Source organism: Lysinibacillus sp. FSL M8-0337 (assembly GCF_038593855.1).
Lineage (GTDB): Bacteria > Bacillota > Bacilli > Bacillales_A > Planococcaceae > Lysinibacillus > Lysinibacillus sphaericus_D.
Window position 1 is genome coordinate 2,323,634 of sequence record NZ_CP151996.1, and the last position, 20,444, is coordinate 2,344,077.

The window sequence follows — 20,444 nt, forward strand, 5'->3', positions numbered from 1 at the left end:
GCTCAATGTCTTTATACCATACTTGACAACTTGGTTTAATAAACGTATTATCAACTTCATACATTAGTTAGAGGTGATCTTGTGAATTTTCAAAATCAAGTAGCACAATTACATACACTTTTCGATGAAATTGTAGCAAATCGTCGTTATATGCATATGCATCCTGAATTATCATTTGAAGAAGACAATACAGCCATTTTTATTGCCGATACATTAAAAGCATATGGTATCCCATTCCGTGAACGAGTTGGTAAAAAAGGAATCGTCGCTAGCATTGATGGCGCGTTACCAGGAAAAACCATCGCGTTCCGTGCCGATTTCGATGCCCTTCCAATCAATGATGAAAAGGACGTGCCCTATAAATCCACTGTACCTGGTGTTATGCACGCATGTGGACATGATGGACATACCGCTGCACTACTTGCATTCGCCAAAATCGTGCAGCAAAATAAAGAGCAATTAAAGGGCTCTATTCGTTTAATTTTCCAACCTGCGGAAGAAAAACCACCAGGTGGCGCAAAATTTATGATAGAGGATGGCGCACTTGATGGTGTGGATTATGTATTTGGCGCTCATTTAGCGTCAGACTTACCTTTAGGAAAACTATCAACTGCCGCTGGTCCAATTATGGCCTCTGTTGACGCATTTACGATTAAATTATTCGGGAAAGGTGGACATGGAGCCTATCCACATACAACGAAGGACTCAATCATCGCAGCGACTCAGCTTATTCAAAACTTCCAGCAAATCGTTAGCCGCCGAGTAAATCCAACTGAAGCTGCGGTTGTCACTGTTGGTAGTTTACACGCGGGAAATGCATTTAATGTTATTGCAGATACTGCAACCTTAGAAGGTACTGTTCGTACATTAAATCAAAATGTACGTGACCAGATTGAAAAAGAGATTTTCGCTATTTTAGAAGGCTTAAAAGTTTCAAATTATGTAGACTATGAAATCGATTATTTAAAAGGCTATCCAGTGTTAATTAATACAGAAGAAGAATCTGTAGTCGTTGAACAATTAATAAAAGAGCACTTTACAGCAGAAGCGTTTGACATGAAAACGCCCGTATTAGGAGCTGAAGATTTCGCCTATTACTTACAACATGTACCTGGAAACTTTATTCACGTCGGTTCTGCTAATGAACAGACAACTACACAATTCCCTCACCACCATCCGAAATTTGATTTTGATGAGCGAGCATTGTTAAATATCGCGACAATATTCCTAAAAATTGTTGATTATTACGGTAAAGTCGAATAATAAACGCAACGGATTTGAAAAATAAATATTTTTCAAATCCGTTTTTGTGTCGTTTGCAGGAAAAAAATTTAAGCGGAAAATGGTAAATGCCAAAAAGGACAAATCCGAAAACTAATGACTTTTACGGATTTGTCCTTTTACTACTTTGAATTATGTGGGTCCAGTGCATCTCGCAATGCATCCCCAATATAGTTAATGGCTAACACTGTCAATAATATTAAAATACCTGGTGGAATCCAAAGCCATGGTTGATCTGTTAATATCGAAATCGACTGGGCATTAGATAGCATATTCCCCCAACTTGCATCTGGTGGTTGTACACCTAAGCCTAGAAAGCTTAATGCTGCTTCATCTAATATTGCCCCTGCCACACCAGATGTTGCATAAATCAAAATTGGTGCAACCGTATTCGGTAAAATATGCTTAAACAAAATACGTGGCGTGCTATATCCTAATGCAATACTTGCTTTCACATAGTCTGATTGCTTAATCGCTAAGACATTTCCGCGCACAAGTCGAGCAATACCTGGCCAACCTAATACCCCTAAAATTAAAATGATATTCGTTAACCCTGGCCCTACAATACTTGCCACAACTAAAATAAACAAAATATATGGAAATGACATAAACATATCTGTAATACGCATTACAATCCCATCTATCATGCCACCAAAATACCCGGAAATTAAACCTAACACCGTACCGATAATCGCAGAAATTGCCACAGCTCCAATACCTACGGCTAACGAAACACGTGCCGCATAAATAACTCGACTCAACACGTCTCGTCCCACTTGGTCAGTTCCTAGTAAGTGCTGCAAAGAAGGTGGTGCACTAAATTCACCAGTAATTTCAGCAGGGTCAAATGGAGCAAAAACCGGCGCAAGAATGGCTGCCATCGTTATAATCGCTAAAAACCAAAGTCCAATTACAGCTAATTTATGCCTTTTGAATCGTTTCCAAAACATGCCCTTCGTATTCGATACAGCAGATTCTTCACTCCAAGTGACCGTTTGCTCTGTATCATATTGTTTTTTATTAAAATATCGCTTAAATATACTCATCGTTTGCCACCCCCAACATAGCTTTTACGAATACGTGGGTCGACAAATGCGTATACAATATCCGTTAAAATATTGGCAGCTATAACGACGAAAGCTGCAACTAGGTTTAATCCCATAATTGTTGAGTAATCTCGACTCATAATGGATGAAAGTGTCAGCTGACCGATTCCTGGCCAAGAGAAAATTTGTTCGATGACAACTGCCCCACCAAATAAAATCGAAACCTCTAAACCGACAATTGTGACAATTGGAATTAAAGCATTACGCAACGCATGCTTATTCACGACAAAAAATTCCTTCACACCTTTTGCACGAGCCGTACGCAAAAAGTCTTGTCCCATAATTTCAAGCATAGCCGAGCGCACATAACGAATGTTCCGCCCAGCAACGTTTGCGACAAGCACGGTCACTGGTAAAATCATATGCCATAAAAGTGATCCAAGGCTTCCTTCAGAACCTAATTCTTTCATACCGCCTGAAGGCAACCAGTTTAATTGTATGGAGAAAATATAAACTAATAATAAAGCGAAAAAGAAATTTGGTATGGAAATCCCTAAAAATGAACCCGTTACAAAGGTATAATCAAGCTTTGAATATTGCTTCGTCGCACTATAAATGCCAATTGGAATGGCAATCATTAACCCTAACACTAAAGCTGTGCCCATTAAAATAACAGTTGGACCCATGCGGCTGGCAATTAACTCTGTTACCGGCTCATACGTAATCATCGAATAACCTAAATCGCCATTTAACACTAAGTTTTTTAACCAATGCCAATACTGAATGTAGGCTGGGTCATTAAGCCCTAATTCTATCATTTTAGCCTCTCTTGCCGCATCTGGTAGCTTAGGGCTTACAAGCATATCAACAGGATTACCTGGTGCCATTCGCATAATAATGAAGTTAATAACCGATACACCAAATAGCACGGGGATGGCGATTAATAATCGTCTTAAAATATAGCCTATCATGCATCTATCCCCTTTTCACGCTGAATAATACTTCGCTTCGTCGGATCCGGCTTCGGATAAGCACGTAGTAATTTTTTTGTATAGTCATGTTGAGGGTTTAAGAAAACTTGCTCTGTCGTACCCATCTCCACAATTTTGCCTGCATACATTACGGCTATCCGATCACTAATATATTTCATTGCACCTAAACCGTGTGCAATAAATAAATACGTTAAGCCCAATTCATTTTGAAGCTGCTTAAACAAGTTTAAAATTTGCGCTTGAATCGATACATCTAATGCGGATACAGGTTCATCACAAATTAATAATCTAGGTCTTACAGCTAATGCACGAGCAATGCCGACACGTTGGCGTTGACCACCAGAAAACTCATGTGGGTACCGTCCCTTGGCCGTCGCTGGAAGCCCCACTAACCCAAGTAATCGCTCTACTTCCTGTTCTATCTCATTCGTGGGGACAATTTTATGTACGCGCAGCGGTTCTGCAAGTAATGATCCGATTGTTTGTCTTGGATTTAGTGAAGAATAGGGATCTTGGAAAACAATTTGAATTTGTTGACTTAAACTTACGCGATCTGTGCGATAATCCATTTGTTGACCATCAAATAAAATACGACCACCTGTTTTCGGTTCTAGACCGATAATTGTTCGCCCTAATGTTGATTTCCCACAGCCTGATTCTCCTACAAGCCCGACTGTTTCACCTTCATAGATTTCGAATGAAACACCATCTACTGCTTTTACATAGTCGGTTTTTAAATTCATAAACCCTGTTTTATACGGATAGTATGTTTTAACCTCTTCTAAGACAAGTAACGGAGAGTTGTTTCGTTCAGTTTTGATTGTCATGACTACTCTCCTCCTTGTGCACTATCTTTTGCCATTCAAAGCATCTCGTTTTATGGCCATTTTCGACTTCAATTAATGGTGGTTGTTGTTTTTTACATTGCGCTGTTGCAAAAGTGCAGCGATTTGCAAAACGACAGCCTACAATATTTTGGTACCTTCCTGGTATCGTCCCTGGTATTGCCTTTAATTGTTTATCGTCAAAATCCATGGATGGAATAGAATCCATTAGGCCCATTGTATACGGGTGTAATGGTCGCTCAAACAATGTAAAAACATCAGCTTCTTCGACAACTTGCCCTGCATACATAACGATGACACGATCTGCCATTTCTGCCACAACACCTAAATCATGTGTAATAAGTAAGACAGATGTTTGTAACTCAGTACATAAATCATTCATTACGCGCATAATTTGCGCTTGTACCGTGACATCAAGTGCTGTTGTCGGTTCATCCGCAATTAATAGTTTTGGTTTACATACTAAGGCGATGGCAATCATGACACGTTGACGCATTCCACCTGATAATGAAAATGGGAATTGCTTCATCACACGTGTAGCATTAGGAATACCCACTTTATCTAACATATTTTGCGCAATTGCTTTTGCTTCCTTTTTATCGACATCTGTATGGAGTAAGATGGTCTCTACTAGCTGATGACCAATTGTAAAAACAGGATTTAACGCGGTCATTGGCTCTTGGAAAATCATTGAAATTTCATTTCCACGTAACGGTTGAAATTCTTTGTCAGAAAGTGCTGTTAAGTTTTTACCTTCTAAATTAATTTCACCATGCACAATTGAACCGCGCTTCCCTAATAGACGCATAATAGAAAGTGCCGTTACGCTCTTCCCGCTTCCCGACTCTCCTACAATCGCCAATGTTTCGCTTTTTTTCACATCAAAGCTTACATCGTCGACACTGACTACTTTTCCATATTCAGTTTCGAAAGCCGTTTTCAGCTGTTTTACGCTCAGCAAACTCTCCATATAAACACGTCCTATCTCTCTCTATTTAACAGTCCACTCATGTACGTTAATAAACATACCGAAGTCACTTGGTTTAGCGCCTTGAACACGTTTATTTACTGCTCCCAATGCTGTTGTTGCATAAATTGATGGCATCGGTACATCTTGTTGTGTAATTTCTTGTAATTCACCATATAACGCTTTTATTTTCACTTCATCTACTTCAGTCGCTAGTGCAGCTAAAATTTCATTCACACGTGCATTGTGATAAGCGTTTGGATTGCCTTCCCCTAAGAAGTAAGAAATATCCGGAAGTGGATTAATTGGTGTAATGGATACTGTTAAAATCGCTAAATCATATTTCTGGCTTACAATTTCATCAATAATTGTTCCGAAATCCATCATTTGGATTTCAGCTGTAATACCTGCTTCACGTAAGTTTTCTACGATGATGTTTGCAGCCTGCTCTAATGTGGCATCACCTGATAACACAGCTAATTTCAACTTTTTGCTTGAATCCCATCCAGACTCAGCTAATAATTGTTTGGCTTTTTCTAAATCATATTTAACCGGTTTAACTTCTTCATTTAAGTATGGGCTGTTGCTTGGGAAGAAGCCATCTGTTACTTCACCCGCACCTTTTAATAGGTTATCAATAATTAATTGACGGTTCATCGCATACGAAATTGCTTGACGTTGCTTCGCATCCGCTACAACGTTTTCATTAATATACATATATTGTGTAGCTAATGGCTCACCATAAGTCGATGTTAATGTATTTAAACCTTGCACATTTGCATAATCGGATACCGGAATAACACCTGCAGACGGTATATTCATATCAATTTCACCACTTTTTAATTGAGCAGCAATTTGATTTCCTTGTAAGACCTTAAAGTTTAATTGATCTAAAGAAGAAGCACCTTTGAAGTAATTTTTATTGGGTACCATTTCTACATAATGTGAACGATCCATTTTTGAAATAATGAATGGACCAGATGTTACGGTTGGATTTTGCATAAAATCACTTGCATTTAGCTCTTCCACTGCAATTTTTTCTAGTTGTGCCTTCGGTAATGTTAATAAATAACGCCCTACTGTATCTTGGAAAATCGATAACGTCGTTGGTTTTTTTGTTTTAATTTGAATTGTATCTCCATCTACTTTTGTCACGCCTGAAATAGATGTAGAACCTTGTGGTAAATAACCGCTATCATCTAAACCTTCCACAATCGCAAACATATACGCATAATTTGACGCTACGACAGGGTTTGCCATTAATTGCAATGTGTAAATGACGTCATCTGTTGTAATATCTGTACCATCTGTCCATTTTGCTTCTTTGTTTAAGTTAATTGTAAATGTTTGATTGTCTTGCGTTGTAATGGAATCAGCTAACATTGGCTGATAGTTTAATTTTGAATCTAAATCAACTAATGGTAAAAATAATAGATTTGAAACATACGTAGAAACTAATCCACTTGGTTGTAATGGATTAATGTTGCTAGCTGGGTACGTAACACCGATATTGACAACATTTTTATCACTGCTCTTTCCCTTAGAAGAAGGTTCATCGTTACCACATGCTGCTAAAACCACTAGTACTGCCATTGTTAATAACGCTAACATAAAATTTTTCGAGTTTTTGAACATTGTTATTTCTCCTATTTCTCTAAATTAGGTGCTTCATTATGAATGTAATGAAATGATTTGCTTTTCGCCCGCTTCTATCTTACTTTGTATACGATTACTCAAAGGAGGCATTGGACAGTTAAAAGAAGATGAAAATGCGCATGGCGGTAAAAAGGCTTTATTAAAATCAAGAAGTACCGTTTCATCGTCTAAATGCTCGATGACTACCATACGACCCATACTGTATGTTTCGTTACCACTTGTTGCATCTCGGAAAATAATAATTGAATATCGCCCAGATTGAAATGGTCGAAGCCTATAATGTACTCCGCCAATTTCCACTTCAATGACCCCTATTGATGCATGACTACGCGCTGCAAGATGGGCATCTCCCGTATGAGAAAATTCAATCATCGCATCATCTTTAATAAGCTTTCCGTTATAAATTGCTTGTTTGTTCATTTCGTATGCATCAATATGGCTAAATGTTTGTAATACAGGGCTGTTTTCATCCCAAATGGCTAATAAATGCATAGAGCCAGGCTGACTAGTTGCCATTGCAGAGATGCCATCTGTCGTTTGAACGACTGTTTCATCCGCAATTATATGCACCACACCATCCACTAGCACGCCGTTAATGAATAATTGGTCTTCAACAGTTGCCGTTAATGTTAGCCCTAGTTCAGTTGGACTTGTCGGCTTCCAGCTTCCAGCAATTTGTTTTACTGTTGTTTCACTTGTTAACTCGTGCATTGCGATTAAAGTTAAATCGCCTTGTGCACCCGTTACATCCAAATGGCGTTGCTTATGCCAAGCTTGTAATTGTTCAGTATTCATGGTTGCATCAGTCCTTTAATAAAAATTCACGTACAACGTTTAAGAAGTCTTTATGCTCTTCGATAAATGGCATATGACCACTCTTTTCAAATACAGCTAACTGTGAATTTTTAATTAATGAATGCATTATTTCTGACTGTGTTAATGGCGTAATCCAATCGTGGCGACCTGCTACAATCAATGTAGGCATTTCAAGATTAGCAATTTGTGCACGCACATCGTATTGTGGCATTAAATACTTAAATGTATAATTTGTAATTTCTAAAGATCCGATTGGACGGCTTCCTGTATCACCACCTAGTTCTTCTTGATAATCGTACCAGTATAAATCCCAGCAAATATCCCACCATTCAATTAAATGATTGTCATCACGAATGTTTCCTTCAAATAACTCTGGAATAGTTTGAACTTGTTGTTGCGTTCCGATACGTTGTGCAAACGCTTTAGCTTCTTTATAGAAATCATAGCTTGGTGCAGTGTTAACTAGTAATAACTTACTCACCGATTGTGGGTAGCGTGTAGCATATACCTGAGCAATCATTCCACCAAAAGAATGACCTAGTACAGCAATTTTATCTAAGCCTAAATAATTACGTAACGCTTCAATATCATCCGCTAGCTGTTCAAACGTTGCTGTCGTTACATCTATACGCTCTGATTGACCGTTGCATCTTTGATCTAAATAAACAATCTGGTAGTATTCAGCTAGTGGTGTTAACCACGGCTTAAAATCTGAGTGATCACTCCCTGGACCACCATGTACTGCAATAAGCACCGGTTTTTTTACCATCTTTGGTCCTAGTGGAATATACCCTGAACCTTCTACGTCAAAATAAATTTTCGTTCCATTGATCGCTGCAAACATTATGTTCCTCACTTTATCAGATAAATTTTATTTATATAATAATTAAAACTACTTAGTTATTATCTTAATTCCTATTTGTTTAGTCAAGTTTTTTTAAAAAGAGAAATACTATTACAAATAATAGAGTAATAGTGAAAAAAATTATAGTTATTTTTTCATAAAAAATAATGATTCTGCATAAAAACATGTTTTACCGCTAAAATTATATCCTATATAGTGTTTAGTACGATTTCCTTTTGCAATCATCTTCTTCGCAATGGCTTCCATACCTACTTGTATTCCTTTTTGGATTCCTGCTTGTTCGGCATAATATTTTGCATTTTCTATTGTCGCCGCTTCATTAATCATATATTTGACTCATGATGTTCGTTGAAATCCTACCCTATAGAATCGAGCCGTACTTTATGTGCTAAAAGTGAAAGCCACTCCAAAAGTTTGGAATGGCGACTTATTTATTTACATTATTTCAAATTCAAAATCAAAAAGAGAAACACAATGAAAATTTATATTTAGTCCTTCTCCCTTTCTTATGCCCAAATAATCGCTTTTTTAGATATATCTAATGCACTTACACTACAGCCTTGCCTAGCCATATAAATGGAATTTCTACCTGAGCCACAACCTAATTCTAAAACCCTTTTAGGAGAAAGTCCTTTACTAAAATATTCTTCCAAGTTCTCATCAGGTTCTTTAACCTTAAAAAACGGAATATCTTTTTTCTATCTTTATAAAAATTTTCCTAAAATTCCTTTCATTCTCTTATTAAATCATTTAACATTTTTAATAAATTTTCATAATCTAATATTCTTCTCTCCACCCTGATTACCTCCTTAAATAGCTCCACCTATATTTTACCAATACCTTACATAGATCTTGTTACAACAACGTTAAATTGCATTTAAATTGTAGAATTTTTAATAGGGAATACCAACTGCTAAATAGCATTTAAATAGCATGTTTTACTTGATTTAGAACGTTAATCATCTTTTTAATACCAATATACTACACAGAAATAAAAATGTTGAATGCGCTTCTATAGCAATTACAGGGTATTGTAATTTTGGTAATTTATATTTTTTGTAACAATTGTGACGATATCGTAACATCGTTCTCTAACTAAACTTCCTCATTAGTTTAAGTCCATTTAAATTAGGAGAACTACCCCAAAAAGTATCAAAAAAATCCATTTTGAGTTTAATCAAAATGGATTCTTTATTAAAATATAATTTTTATTTGGGATACTATTGCGCTCCATAACCACCATCAATAACAATAGACTGTCGCATCGCTAATTCCTCTAATACTTTATAAATATCTTCAGAGACTTTCTGTTTACGACCATCTACCATACCAACAAACACTATGTTCAGTTGACAAACTTACTTTTAATCATATGATCACTAATAAAAAAAACGGTAACATAAACAAATGCCACTCCTGTGTAAATGGAAAATAATTCTATATCCCATTCTGTTAACAGTAAAAGCACACAAACACAAATTAATCCACAGCCAAAATGTTTCATATAAGAAAGTAAAATATGTTTAGTTCGTAATTCAATCACGATGGATGCTAAAATTCCAATAGTAAATAGTATTGGAACTGAAATAATACTTACACCAAGCCCGATTGCGAAATAAGAGTTCGTAAAATCGTTAAAGAAAAAAGGTACGATAAAGTAACATATGATCGCTGTTACAAAAGCTGCTAACAATTTTCTGTTAAACATATTTTCACTCCTTCACTCACTACTCGTAATAAGCGATAATGTTTTATGTTTTCATTCAGTTGTCCTCTACTGAAAATACACAAGAACGCAAAGTGTTTCTTCTTATATAAAGATTAACTGATACACTACGCTCAATCAAATCACATAAAACTATAAACATAATGAAATAACTAGATTACAAAATCTAAATAAAACGCAAAGAGCAATCCGTTACTATTTTCGGATTGCTCTTTTTCGTATTTATTCAAATGCTACTCTGCGTCCACCATATATGATGCGAAGTTTTCGTTATGGATTTCTTCATGAACAGGGATGAAGATACTAACCTGCTCGGTAGGTTCGACATCGTCATTGGCAACCGAGTGAGTAGCAATTCGTTCTGATCAATATATGCGTAAATATCAGGTACTTCCATAAAATAGACATTTTCAACTCTGCGGCTCAATCCAGCTTCTCCTGCAAGGACTTCTACCTCTTCAAATCCCTCCATGCTCAAAACATCACTTATTGTAATAAACATATTATCACTCCAGACGAGAAAAAAGTTCCCTTATTTTCGTTTATTAGATTGCATGCATTATTACGTGACAGCTTCATTATGAACGGTTGTGGTGTTACCAATGAAAAAACACACCGACAATTCTTTTAGTTTCAATGGATACTTTGTCATACAAGATGTTTTTATTATAACAGGGATAGCGAACACCCTTTGGTCCTCGACAATTATGAAGCACTAGCTTAATTCAAAACCTATGTATTTTTATAAAAAAATGGGGCAATAAAAAAGACCCTGCTAGCTGACATAATCTTTCTAAGTCATGGATGATGCTGTTAATTTTGTTGCAACGTCATGAAGCAGTCGCGCTATTTTCAACCTTTTTTGTCGTATTGATTATTGTATCTTTCTATTACGATACAATGTTGTTCTTTAAATTTTTCATGGTTCGGATTGTACATTTGTACCAGATGATTAAGAGATAGCTCTTCGTAGTTAACGTTAACATACGGTATATGTAGATCATTCTCGTCATGACCAATCCACACCCTCCATAATTCCACTATTTGCTCTTCTCTAATATTTTTCTTTAGGTACGCCAGTAATTGCTTTGCCCTCAATTCCGAATATATAAAAGTAACTTCATAAATGAATGAATAACTTGTATATCCACTGACATCATAGTAAGCATCCTTTTTAATGACCAACTCATTTAAGTCCTCTTTATTTTCAACTACTACTATTTGGGCACTAGGATCCATCTTCTCCCAAGGTACCAACTCATGTGGTTTGATTGCTAATTCCATAGCTTCCCTAACAGTAATCGTCTTCGCTTTTGTTTCCACTTCTGGCATTGCATAATTTGTTGCGATAAAAGAACAATAACTCAGTTCAACTACCTCCTAAATTCTAAATTAACTGTTTCCAATTAAGATCTTTTTCATCTTTATCATTAGGTTTTCTGACAAACTCCATGCATCTTTCTTCACAAGCCCCAAATACCATAAAGTTTTTTTGGGCTTGCCTTAAGGATGGAAGATTAGCTCCTCCTTCCCAATCAGGGTCATCCCATTGAACGCCATCATCTTCCCAAAAACAAATTGTACATATGTCATAAGTTCCTGGGGGTTCTTCGTCTAATGTTTTATATCCACAACAAGGACAAGTATATTTCATAGCATTTCTCCTCTTATTCTCTGTCTTTACTTAAAGTTTTGCAAAACAATTCCTTTGCCCTCTACTACTTCTACTTTAGCATAAGCACCATTGATAAAAGTTATTTGTGGAGGAACATGACCACAATCCACATCATAAATAATAGGTATCCCAAGCTCATCAGACAGCTCTTTATAAACATCTTCCACTGTGTAATTATTTACAGGCGTATTCGCATCACTTCGACCGAACATAATCCCTGCACATTGCTCAAACCAACCAGCAAGCTTCATTTGAACTAATGACCTTTTTAAATCTGGTGTATTTAATTCACAATTCTCTAAATACCATAACACAGGCTCCCCACTGATATGTTGTTTTCTAAAGGTTTGGACATCACCATAAGCTGTCCCAATCAAATGTCTAATCACGTCTATACATCCGCCAAGTAAACGGCCTTGTATCTGTACTTGTTGATTGGACACAGTTTTCCAATAAGTTTGTTCTGTTAAATGAAAAACACATGGCGAGGGAGCATTGTGTTGCCATTCCTTTTGATATTTAGATGATGAATATTGCAGGACAGATTCCCCACTATTAGTCGATAATACAGCCTGCCACATGGCAGTAGTGTCATCTGAATATTCGCCTCTTAAATCTACAAGATTAGTACCATGAGCAGTAGCTATACCTGTTTTTAATGTAATTGCTAATAATAATGCACTGATATCTGAATATCCTACTACCCATTTGTTTTTTATCTGTTCAAAATCAATTTTATCAAGTATTTCAATTAACAGTTCCCCACCCCATGGAGGAATGATGATATTTATATGATCGGCACTCATCATTTCATTAAACTCATCCGCCCGTTTTTCGGCAGAAGCTGATTTAGCTTTTTCTTGAGTCCAAACCGTATCACCACAAATAATATGAAAACCTTTCGATTTCAGACGCTCACAGGATTGTTTAAACATCTCATGTAGCCCCTCCGGAACCCCTGATGAAGGTGCCGTGACTCCTATTGTTGCATCTTTTTCTAAGCGCGGGTATTTGATCATATTTATCTCTCCTGATTTTTTCATTATTTTACCAAATAGTTATAAAACGAACAATGACTAAATTGGTTAATACATACCAAAAAGCCACAAAACGTTAATTGAATAACATTTGTGGCTTTTTTATGTGTTTTCAAACCTATAAGGTCAGATTTGGTGAAAAAAGAGGATAGACTTTGATCTATGATAAAATAATCATCAAAAAGTAAATAATCACCAATAATATTAAGATAATTAAAAAATAAGAAATCCACATGATATGTCTATTTGATGGAACAAACTCTTCATTCACTATCTGTTTTCTTTTTGCAGAATAATTAAATGTAGCTGTAAAGATAATTAAAATCCCAAATAAACAAGCTAACAAGCCAATTATGGCTGATAAAAAATCTACCCAAAAATTCCGAACCGTACCTATGGCAAAGTGCAAACTTGTTGCCAAGAAAGCAACCCCTAAAATAGAAATGGCCGTTCAAATCCATGCTAAATATGTTCTTTCATTTGCCAAATGTTGCTGGGCATATTTTAATTGCTTCATTTCTATTTCTGCATGATTATAAGGGTGATTCTCCATCTAGTTAACACCTACTCTTTGGTTAGAATATTTTCAATTATTCTATTTTAATATATCCTATTGTAGAAAAAATAAAAGAGGATGATTGTTTTTTCAATTAATGTATGTTGAGAAATGATTTAAAACCATTTCTTTTAATCTTTTGTTCTACATATTGCTATGTAATGAGAAGATAAAAATGATTAATGACACACGCCACCGTCAGAATTCACTTGAAAATAACACGTTAAAATAGAAAAAATAAGGGCATCCCTCTCTCCGCTAAGAGAGGGATTCAAGTGTTTCATTGTAGAGCATATATTATATAGAGGTAGTAATGAACATTTAAGGCACAAGGAGCTATGAACTTGCACAACTTTCAATACCCTAAGTAGGTGAAGGTGAAAAAAGGAGAAAATTCAAGTATCAATGCTTTTATTATGATCATTTGAGAAATGGTACTCAACTTTAACGATCTAACAAATATTTGCAAAATAACATTACTTGCTATGAGAAATTGGCAAAACTAGCATTTACAGATAGGTAATACACGCCAATTTTTTAATCCCGATCTGGCAATTCGGAATGGTTTGTATAACTTGATTTTTCACTTTCATACACCATCTTTCCTCCCAAATGACCTGTATAAGCTAATGTAGAAGAACCTATGATACCTAAAATCACCACTAAAGTTAAGACCCATTTTGTATTAATTTTCAGTTTCTGACCAAATAATTTTAATATTGCAATCGCACCAAACAATATTAGAGATAATAAAGCCATATTTTCATGTAATTCAACTGTCGATTCTATAACTTCTCCCCATTTTTGTTCAGCAAATTCTTCTGCTCCATCACCTGTCATAAAAGAAACCAAACCGGTTACAAAACCAGTTACAAACAAAATAGTACTTGTCTTAAATAAATATTCTTTCTTTAAAAACAAATTGATGACTTCAATTACTGTTGCTGTTAATAATAATGCAATTGGAAAATGCACAACGGATGGGTGTAGTGGCACACAATTGCCTCCTTTTAAAAAAATTTACACAATAAATAAAAACAAACACCAGAAAATTTTATTCTGCGTTTATTTCACTTGTTATAAAATAGTCTATCCACTATGAATGAGATTTAACTAAAAATATTAAAATCATGAAACTTTAATTGTACTGTTATCATCAATAAAGTATTTCCATAAGGGACCACATGGGAAGTACACAATTCTTAACTATCCATCATGGCAGCGTGCTTCTTTGTGTACTGTTTTACTATCCGTTTTAACTTCATCATGCCGGCAAAAAATTTAGGTCGTCACCTTTCTTTTCCTTAATACATAGGATACGGTTAAGATTATTTTCCACTATAAAAGTAAAGGGGGATATTGTAATGAATAGACATAAAAAGAATCCACAACAAAATCTAGGTACGACGGAAATCGAAATAGCAAGACTAGCATATATCGGAGCATCCATCGCAACGTTGGGCGACGGTCTTTCTGCAGTTGCAGCAGGTCTAGCTCTAAATGCTTTAGAAAAATCAAATAATCAGGATCCTCAAAACCAAAATAGTGATAAATCGAAAGACGTAGATAATTTGCAAAAACAGATAGACCAAATAATCATTGAATTAAAACAAGTGAAAAAAATGATGCAATAATTATTACTGCCAAAGCATAATTAATAAAGGAGTGTGAACAGTTGCAATACGCAGTACAGCCAACTTCAAATAATCAATTTATTGTCAATCTTGTTAAAGCCATTAATGGCGAATATAATGCGATTCGATTTTATGAGCACTTGGCTCAACTTGCTCCAAATGAGGATGTTAAAAACCGTATTTTAGAGATAAGAAAAGATGAAATGCGACATTACCAAGGTTTTGCTTATATGTATACCGCCCTTACCGGTCAACATCCTTCTCCACAAATAACAGAGCCGTTACCATTAAATTTTAAAAACGGAATTCTAACTGCATTTAAAGACGAACAAGAAGCGGTCGAATTTTATCATCGTGTGGCTCGACAATATAATATTCCTTATATTAGTAACCAATTTAGTTCAAATGCTTCAGACGAACAAAATCACGCAGTTTGGTTTTTATTCTTTATAAGCCAATATTAACAATGCTATTACCGACTATTAGTCGGTTTCTTATTTATAATTCTCCTTTTACAATCTATATCATTTTGACACAAACCTCTTACTGTACTAGATGTTTCTACGCTGGTATTATGACTTCATATATTTTGCCACTGTTAATTATATATTTTTATAAACTTCATAAAACAATTCCGCTTTTAACAAATCTCTTAAATAATCCTAATGTATTTCCCTATCATACATATTACAAAATAATATGTTGAAACAACTTTAAGGTGAGTTTATGTATAGCCTATAAATTCGGTAAAGGGATTATTACGCCATAGTTCCATCAAACTCCAAATAATCTTTACTCCTGTTATTCCCTAAGCCATTTCAGTTTTACATCATCCTCTAAACAACCGAGTTGATCGAAATGGCTTGCCATAATGCAAAAATACATATTTTCATCTGCACTTTCGACTTTACGTAGCGTATCATTAACAATATATGCAACTTCCTCTCCTAGTGCAAAAATTGTGTTGAAGGCGCGAACTCGTATATTTTGGTCTAAATCAAACATAGCCAATGACAACTCATCCGTCGGAATAGGCTCACTAAAATGCGCATACGGATTTTCGTGAGTAGCACAATAAATTCGCTCTCTTGCCTCCTCAAAGGTATCACCTAGTAATTCCCCTCCAGCATAAATCCCATTATCTTTTTGCGAAAGGTTAGCTAAATCAATTTCTACAAAGTGCATATCTTTTACAATATAGTATTTGTCATCTTGATTTAGCGCAATTACATAATCGTCCCATGTAGCGATTTCTCCAGGTTCAATATAAACTGCAGGACGATATAAGTATTTTGCTGTCACATCTGTAAAGGAAATTGTCCATTCGGCATAAGGGCTACCAAAACTTGATAATACTCGTAATTCAAATCTATCTTCAATTTTTATTAATTCGTCATACACGTAATAACCTTCAAGATGACCCTCTGTTTGTGCATTCTGAAACACTAACTGGACAATTGATTCGACTGTAAACCCGCCGCTCATATCCAATAGAAGCGTAAAATTAGTTCCTTGTTGCGCAGCGTTCAAAATTTCACCATCATGAAATGACTGTGAAAAAACGGTTTGTGCGGACGGATTAAAGCATTCAACAAGTGCTTTACGCTTGTCATAAATAGCATGACTCTTAGTTGTGAACTGCTCAATTGTCACATTGCACCATTCTTCAAATTCTTCCATTAAAGTATTATTTCGAAATAAAGTTCGTTCAATAATTTCCTGCTGAAACTTTTTCGGTAAGACTCCTACATACAGGCTTAAATGCTCATACAAATGATTTTCAAATTCAGCATCGAACGCTTCCTCAAATGGATATACCTGTGCTGCGTTAAATACTTCCTGTCGTTCACGTGTTAAGAAAAACATCATTCCACTCCTTATTAGTTGTATAGCGAATAAAGAATAACTATTAAAATAGACTAGACTTTATAAGACTTTAACTTCAAAATCTCATTAAATAGTTGATTACTTTATTCTGAATAGATAGTGTTGCAAATCCAAAAGGATAGTTCCTTTTTTCTTCATTTCGCAAACCTTATCCTTTTATTTCTAAATATATCATGTTTTAATTAATACTTCTTATTCCATACGGCTCTTTAATAAAAACGAGCGCTAATCCTTATTACAGAATCGCGCACGATTGTTGAAGATTTAGCACATTTGAAGCCAACAGCTATCCAAAGTGATTGTGAAAACACCAAACAATAAGAAATATACTCACTATCCCCCAAGCAGCGGTACTCCATATCCACCAAATTACAGATTTCGCTTTTAATGAATTTTCTTCATCGTCCATATTTGCTTTTATATAATCGACCTTACTTTCCATTTCTATTTTCATAGAAGTGAGAACAACAAATCCAATTATGATGAAACTAATCGTTATCCAGAGTAATAGGTCCACCTTTACACTCCCTTTATCTAATTGAATGTCACTGCAAAAGATAGCTTAATAAATTATTATTAAATAATATGACCTTTAGCAAAAGAAGGCTCCATTTTTTTAAAATAGCGCCGGAATGTTGGATAAGGGTGACTGCAGTTATATATTTTTAGTAAGCTGTGTCAATACGATTTTGGAAAGCTTTTAATTTTGAGGTGTTGTTTTTATCAAAAGTATTAATATTGCGCATAGCTTATGGTCACTTGAGTACCTTTTTCATTGGATTGGATTGTACTCTGTAGATCAAGCACTCGACAAATATCTTCGATGATGCGTAAACCAGTGCCCTTTTCCTCCACATTAAACCCAATCCCATTATCCTTAAAGATAATCAAGTTTTTTTGCAACGTGATTTCCAATGTATCGCATGCTGCATGACGCAATGTATTTTGGAAGATATTATCAAATAAGCGGTGCAACCAAATTTCATTACTGCGCCATTGGCAGTTAGTTGCGCAATCGTTTAACACAATAGAGATTTGGTTGACTTTATATAAAAAATTCCACTTTAAAATAATTGTATTTAGAAGTTTTGGCACATCTACTTTTTCCATGATTACATATGAATTATCAACACGAGATAAACGCTCAAAATCATATTCATTGGATAACTTTGAAATATAGTTTATTTGTTCGTTTAAAGAATTGAAAATATCCTGATGTTGTGAAAAATCACGTTCGATTGTGTACAGTTGTAAGCGCATCGCTGTTAAAGGTGTATTAATATCATGACGCAACTGCGTTAAAAGTTCTTGTTTCATTCGCTCCTGTTGCTGTATTTCAATTTCCTTTGATATCGTCCGGTCAATAAGGAGGTTTACTGCATTGGTTAAATCCCCTAATTCATCATTTCTAGCGTAAGGAATCTTTTGAAGCCTCTTCTTGTCGTCACTCGCTAACTCCATAATCGTTTGGTTTAATACATTGATCCGTTTAATTAATGTATTAATGGATTTAGAGAACAGAATAGCCAAAGCAAAGAAACTAACGATAAATAATCCTAGCATAATTGGATAGGCTTTTGACTCATAAAACTGGGTTTCTGTATCAGTTGAAAAATGATTGTAGATTATGGTTACGAAAACACTAATCACCACAACAGAAAGAGGCACACTGCCTATAACCGTCAATAGCAATAGTTGATATTTCTTTTTTAGTTTCATTGTTTCATATGGGTATTCATACGATACCCTTCTCCATATACATTTTGAATAATTACACCATCTCGATCGTCAATTTTGCTGCGTAGCTTTTTAATATATACGTTAATTAAATTTAAATTACGATCCTCTAGCGGCCAAAGGTATTCCATGAATTGTTCTTTAGATAAAATAAAATCTGCGTTTTCATAGAGATAAAAGAATATTTTCCTTTCAATGGCTGTCAATTCGACTTCTTTCTGATGTTGCTTATTAAGGACACGCATATGCGTAACATCCACTGATAAATGCTGTATTTGTTTGTGAATGCCGTAAGAAGCAACTAATTTATTTTTTATTCGCATTAATAATTCCCTCGGATCAAATGGTTTTACCATGTAATCTTCGCCAATTTCAAGCCCTCTTAATTTACTCTCAATATCACTTCTTGCAGTTAAAAATATGATAGGAATATTATGCCCTAACTGATTAATGCGCATGGAAATTTGATAGCCGTCCTCACCGGGTAGCATAATATCCATAATGACAATGTCGACTTGCTTTATAACGGTATATATTGAAGCTCCATTTTCTAACCAGATTACGTTATACCCTTCTTCTTGCAGTATATTCTCTAATAAACTTCCAATCATTTTATCATCTTCTACCAGTAAAATTGTAAACAATATTCTCGTTCCTTCCTCACTATTTTTCAACCATCTCCTGCAAGAACTGTTGGGTTTCTTCATAGATTTCAGTAGAATGGTACAAGTAAATACTGTGCTTGCTTTTTATTTGAATTATATTCGAAATATCTAACTGCTTAGCAAAATCCTGATAGTCTTTTAGTGATGCTTTAGCAGCTTCAGAATTTTTATCAAGGTAAGCATCAATAAATAAAATTGGGGTCGTTTTCGGAATAGGTAATGCCGCAGACTTTTTACTATTATTTACGGCATGTAGCATTTCTTGTTGCATATCGTTGTTGATTCCCTGTTTATTAGATATCGCTTTAAATATTTCTTTTTCTTTTGGAGTCAGAAAATCTTTCTCTAAGACGGCCTCGTTATATGCTAAAGTCGGAAATACTCTTTGGAATCCTAAATCACTTAAAGCATTCCCTGCTTTCATAAAAATCTTTTCTGCGAAACCTACGGGATGTTTGATATATTGTGATGGTAAACCTATATCTAACGCCACAATGGCTTTTACTTCTTTTGGATATTTCTGCGCCCAATAGATGGCTTCGATTCCTGAAATAGAGTGTGGTACTAAAATATAAGGGGGCTTATTGCCGCTTTTCATAAGTGCCTCCCTCGTTTGTTCTAGTATTACATCTATATCCCGATCGTCGTTAAATACATCACTATACCCATATCCTGCTCTTTCCACAACGGCTATTTTATCTTCTTTTGAAAAATGATGATACAAGCTTTTTAATTCATACATCGGTGCTGCTACTGCTAAGCCAGCCATAAATACAAATGTATCATTGTCCTGACCTTCAGAATAAACATTCATCTTTTTCCCGTTAAAATCGATTAGTTTGCCCGTATTATTCTCTAATAACGAACTTTCTTTATTCTCTTTGAACTTATGGAAGCTAAAGACAGAGACGCTAAGCACAATCAATAATATACAGAAACTTACTGTAAACCACTTCATAATTTTTTTCATTTTCTAGTTGCCCCTTTCAATTATAGATACAAGGTTAACGTAAAAAAATATAATTCTTATAAACTTTTGATGGTTTTTTTTAATTTAAA

Annotated in this window: 24 protein-coding genes; 3 read left to right on the forward strand and 21 right to left on the reverse strand. The window is 35.2% G+C overall.

Going from position 1 to position 20,444, the window contains the following annotated elements:
* The first annotated feature begins 81 nt into the window (after nucleotides 1–81).
* Nucleotides 82–1,263: an amidohydrolase gene (locus MKY08_RS11020; RefSeq protein WP_069512526.1), complete on the forward strand. Its 1,182-nt coding sequence runs from the start codon at nucleotides 82–84 to the stop codon at nucleotides 1,261–1,263.
* Between the two features lie 140 nt (nucleotides 1,264–1,403).
* Here MKY08_RS11020 and opp4C read toward each other — a convergent pair whose 3' ends face one another.
* The 16 genes from opp4C to MKY08_RS11100 all read right to left on the reverse strand — a co-directional run bounded on the left by opp4C (nucleotide 1,404) and on the right by MKY08_RS11100 (nucleotide 14,458).
* Nucleotides 1,404–2,327 (reverse strand): oligopeptide ABC transporter permease, encoded by a 924-nt coding sequence (gene opp4C / locus MKY08_RS11025; protein WP_069512525.1) that lies wholly within the window; start codon nucleotides 2,325–2,327, stop codon nucleotides 1,404–1,406.
* Nucleotides 2,324–3,298, reverse strand: a complete 975-nt coding sequence (locus MKY08_RS11030) for an ABC transporter permease (protein ID WP_069512524.1) — start codon at nucleotides 3,296–3,298, stop codon at nucleotides 2,324–2,326. The genes opp4C and MKY08_RS11030 overlap by 4 nt, the downstream gene beginning before the upstream one ends.
* On the reverse strand, nucleotides 3,295–4,146 hold the full coding sequence (locus tag MKY08_RS11035; RefSeq protein ID WP_069512523.1) for an ATP-binding cassette domain-containing protein: 852 nt from the start codon (nucleotides 4,144–4,146) through the stop codon (nucleotides 3,295–3,297). Before MKY08_RS11035 ends, MKY08_RS11030 begins: the two co-directional genes overlap by 4 nt.
* Nucleotides 4,130–5,134, reverse strand: coding sequence for an ABC transporter ATP-binding protein (locus MKY08_RS11040; RefSeq protein WP_069512522.1), 1,005 nt, complete (start codon nucleotides 5,132–5,134; stop codon nucleotides 4,130–4,132). Before MKY08_RS11040 ends, MKY08_RS11035 begins: the two co-directional genes overlap by 17 nt.
* Before the next feature lie 21 nt (nucleotides 5,135–5,155).
* A complete protein-coding gene (locus MKY08_RS11045) occupies nucleotides 5,156–6,766 on the reverse strand; it encodes an ABC transporter substrate-binding protein (RefSeq protein WP_081327977.1) in 1,611 nt (536 codons plus the stop codon).
* 36 nt (nucleotides 6,767–6,802) lie between these two features.
* Entirely contained in the window at nucleotides 6,803–7,582 is a 780-nt protein-coding gene (locus tag MKY08_RS11050; protein WP_069512521.1) for a DUF1684 domain-containing protein, read from the reverse strand.
* A gap of 7 nt (nucleotides 7,583–7,589) precedes the next feature.
* Nucleotides 7,590–8,447, reverse strand: coding sequence for an alpha/beta hydrolase (locus tag MKY08_RS11055; RefSeq protein WP_069512520.1), 858 nt, complete (start codon nucleotides 8,445–8,447; stop codon nucleotides 7,590–7,592).
* A 147-nt stretch (nucleotides 8,448–8,594) separates the two neighbouring features.
* On the reverse strand, nucleotides 8,595–8,795 hold the full coding sequence (locus MKY08_RS11060; protein ID WP_069512519.1) for a hypothetical protein: 201 nt from the start codon (nucleotides 8,793–8,795) through the stop codon (nucleotides 8,595–8,597).
* Between the two features lie 1,018 nt (nucleotides 8,796–9,813).
* A complete protein-coding gene (locus MKY08_RS11065; protein WP_069512518.1) occupies nucleotides 9,814–10,176 on the reverse strand; it encodes a hypothetical protein in 363 nt (120 codons plus the stop codon).
* Between the two features lie 244 nt (nucleotides 10,177–10,420).
* On the reverse strand, nucleotides 10,421–10,696 hold the full coding sequence (locus MKY08_RS11070) for a PucR family transcriptional regulator ligand-binding domain-containing protein (protein WP_069512517.1): 276 nt from the start codon (nucleotides 10,694–10,696) through the stop codon (nucleotides 10,421–10,423).
* Between the two features lie 350 nt (nucleotides 10,697–11,046).
* Complete coding sequence (locus MKY08_RS11075; protein WP_256093193.1) at nucleotides 11,047–11,526, reverse strand: magnesium transporter; 480 nt, start codon at nucleotides 11,524–11,526, stop codon at nucleotides 11,047–11,049.
* Nucleotides 11,527–11,581: 55 nt separating this feature from the next.
* Complete coding sequence (locus tag MKY08_RS11080) at nucleotides 11,582–11,848, reverse strand: CPCC family cysteine-rich protein (protein WP_069512515.1); 267 nt, start codon at nucleotides 11,846–11,848, stop codon at nucleotides 11,582–11,584.
* Between the two features lie 26 nt (nucleotides 11,849–11,874).
* Complete coding sequence (locus MKY08_RS11085) at nucleotides 11,875–12,888, reverse strand: S66 peptidase family protein (RefSeq protein WP_069512514.1); 1,014 nt, start codon at nucleotides 12,886–12,888, stop codon at nucleotides 11,875–11,877.
* A gap of 178 nt (nucleotides 12,889–13,066) precedes the next feature.
* Nucleotides 13,067–13,327: a hypothetical protein gene (locus MKY08_RS11090; RefSeq protein ID WP_256093192.1), complete on the reverse strand. Its 261-nt coding sequence runs from the start codon at nucleotides 13,325–13,327 to the stop codon at nucleotides 13,067–13,069.
* Between the two features lie 30 nt (nucleotides 13,328–13,357).
* Nucleotides 13,358–13,459: a DUF202 domain-containing protein gene (locus MKY08_RS11095; protein ID WP_256093191.1), complete on the reverse strand. Its 102-nt coding sequence runs from the start codon at nucleotides 13,457–13,459 to the stop codon at nucleotides 13,358–13,360.
* A gap of 540 nt (nucleotides 13,460–13,999) precedes the next feature.
* Entirely contained in the window at nucleotides 14,000–14,458 is a 459-nt protein-coding gene (locus MKY08_RS11100; protein ID WP_069512513.1) for a DUF2231 domain-containing protein, read from the reverse strand.
* A gap of 368 nt (nucleotides 14,459–14,826) precedes the next feature.
* Here MKY08_RS11100 and MKY08_RS11105 point away from each other — a divergent pair, with 368 nt between their 5' ends.
* Both MKY08_RS11105 and MKY08_RS11110 read left to right on the forward strand, forming a co-directional pair.
* A complete protein-coding gene (locus MKY08_RS11105) occupies nucleotides 14,827–15,096 on the forward strand; it encodes a translation initiation factor 2 (RefSeq protein WP_069512512.1) in 270 nt (89 codons plus the stop codon).
* Between the two features lie 41 nt (nucleotides 15,097–15,137).
* Nucleotides 15,138–15,560 carry a ferritin-like domain-containing protein gene (locus MKY08_RS11110; protein WP_069512511.1) on the forward strand — a complete coding sequence of 141 codons (423 nt, stop codon included), beginning with the start codon at nucleotides 15,138–15,140 and terminating at the stop codon, nucleotides 15,558–15,560.
* A gap of 337 nt (nucleotides 15,561–15,897) precedes the next feature.
* Here MKY08_RS11110 and MKY08_RS11115 read toward each other — a convergent pair whose 3' ends face one another.
* The 5 genes from MKY08_RS11115 to MKY08_RS11135 form a co-directional block, all read right to left on the reverse strand.
* Entirely contained in the window at nucleotides 15,898–16,962 is a 1,065-nt protein-coding gene (locus MKY08_RS11115) for a DUF4085 family protein (protein ID WP_069512510.1), read from the reverse strand.
* 307 nt (nucleotides 16,963–17,269) lie between these two features.
* Entirely contained in the window at nucleotides 17,270–17,500 is a 231-nt protein-coding gene (locus MKY08_RS11120) for a hypothetical protein (protein ID WP_069512509.1), read from the reverse strand.
* Between the two features lie 215 nt (nucleotides 17,501–17,715).
* The gene (locus tag MKY08_RS11125) at nucleotides 17,716–18,702 is read right to left on the reverse strand and encodes a HAMP domain-containing sensor histidine kinase (protein WP_069512508.1); all 987 of its coding nucleotides are present in this window, start codon (nucleotides 18,700–18,702) and stop codon (nucleotides 17,716–17,718) included.
* Nucleotides 18,699–19,394, reverse strand: coding sequence for a response regulator transcription factor (locus MKY08_RS11130; RefSeq protein ID WP_305143793.1), 696 nt, complete (start codon nucleotides 19,392–19,394; stop codon nucleotides 18,699–18,701). Before MKY08_RS11130 ends, MKY08_RS11125 begins: the two co-directional genes overlap by 4 nt.
* Nucleotides 19,384–20,355, reverse strand: a complete 972-nt coding sequence (locus MKY08_RS11135) for an alpha/beta hydrolase (RefSeq protein ID WP_069512507.1) — start codon at nucleotides 20,353–20,355, stop codon at nucleotides 19,384–19,386. Before MKY08_RS11135 ends, MKY08_RS11130 begins: the two co-directional genes overlap by 11 nt.
* Between the last annotated feature and the right edge of the window lie 89 nt (nucleotides 20,356–20,444).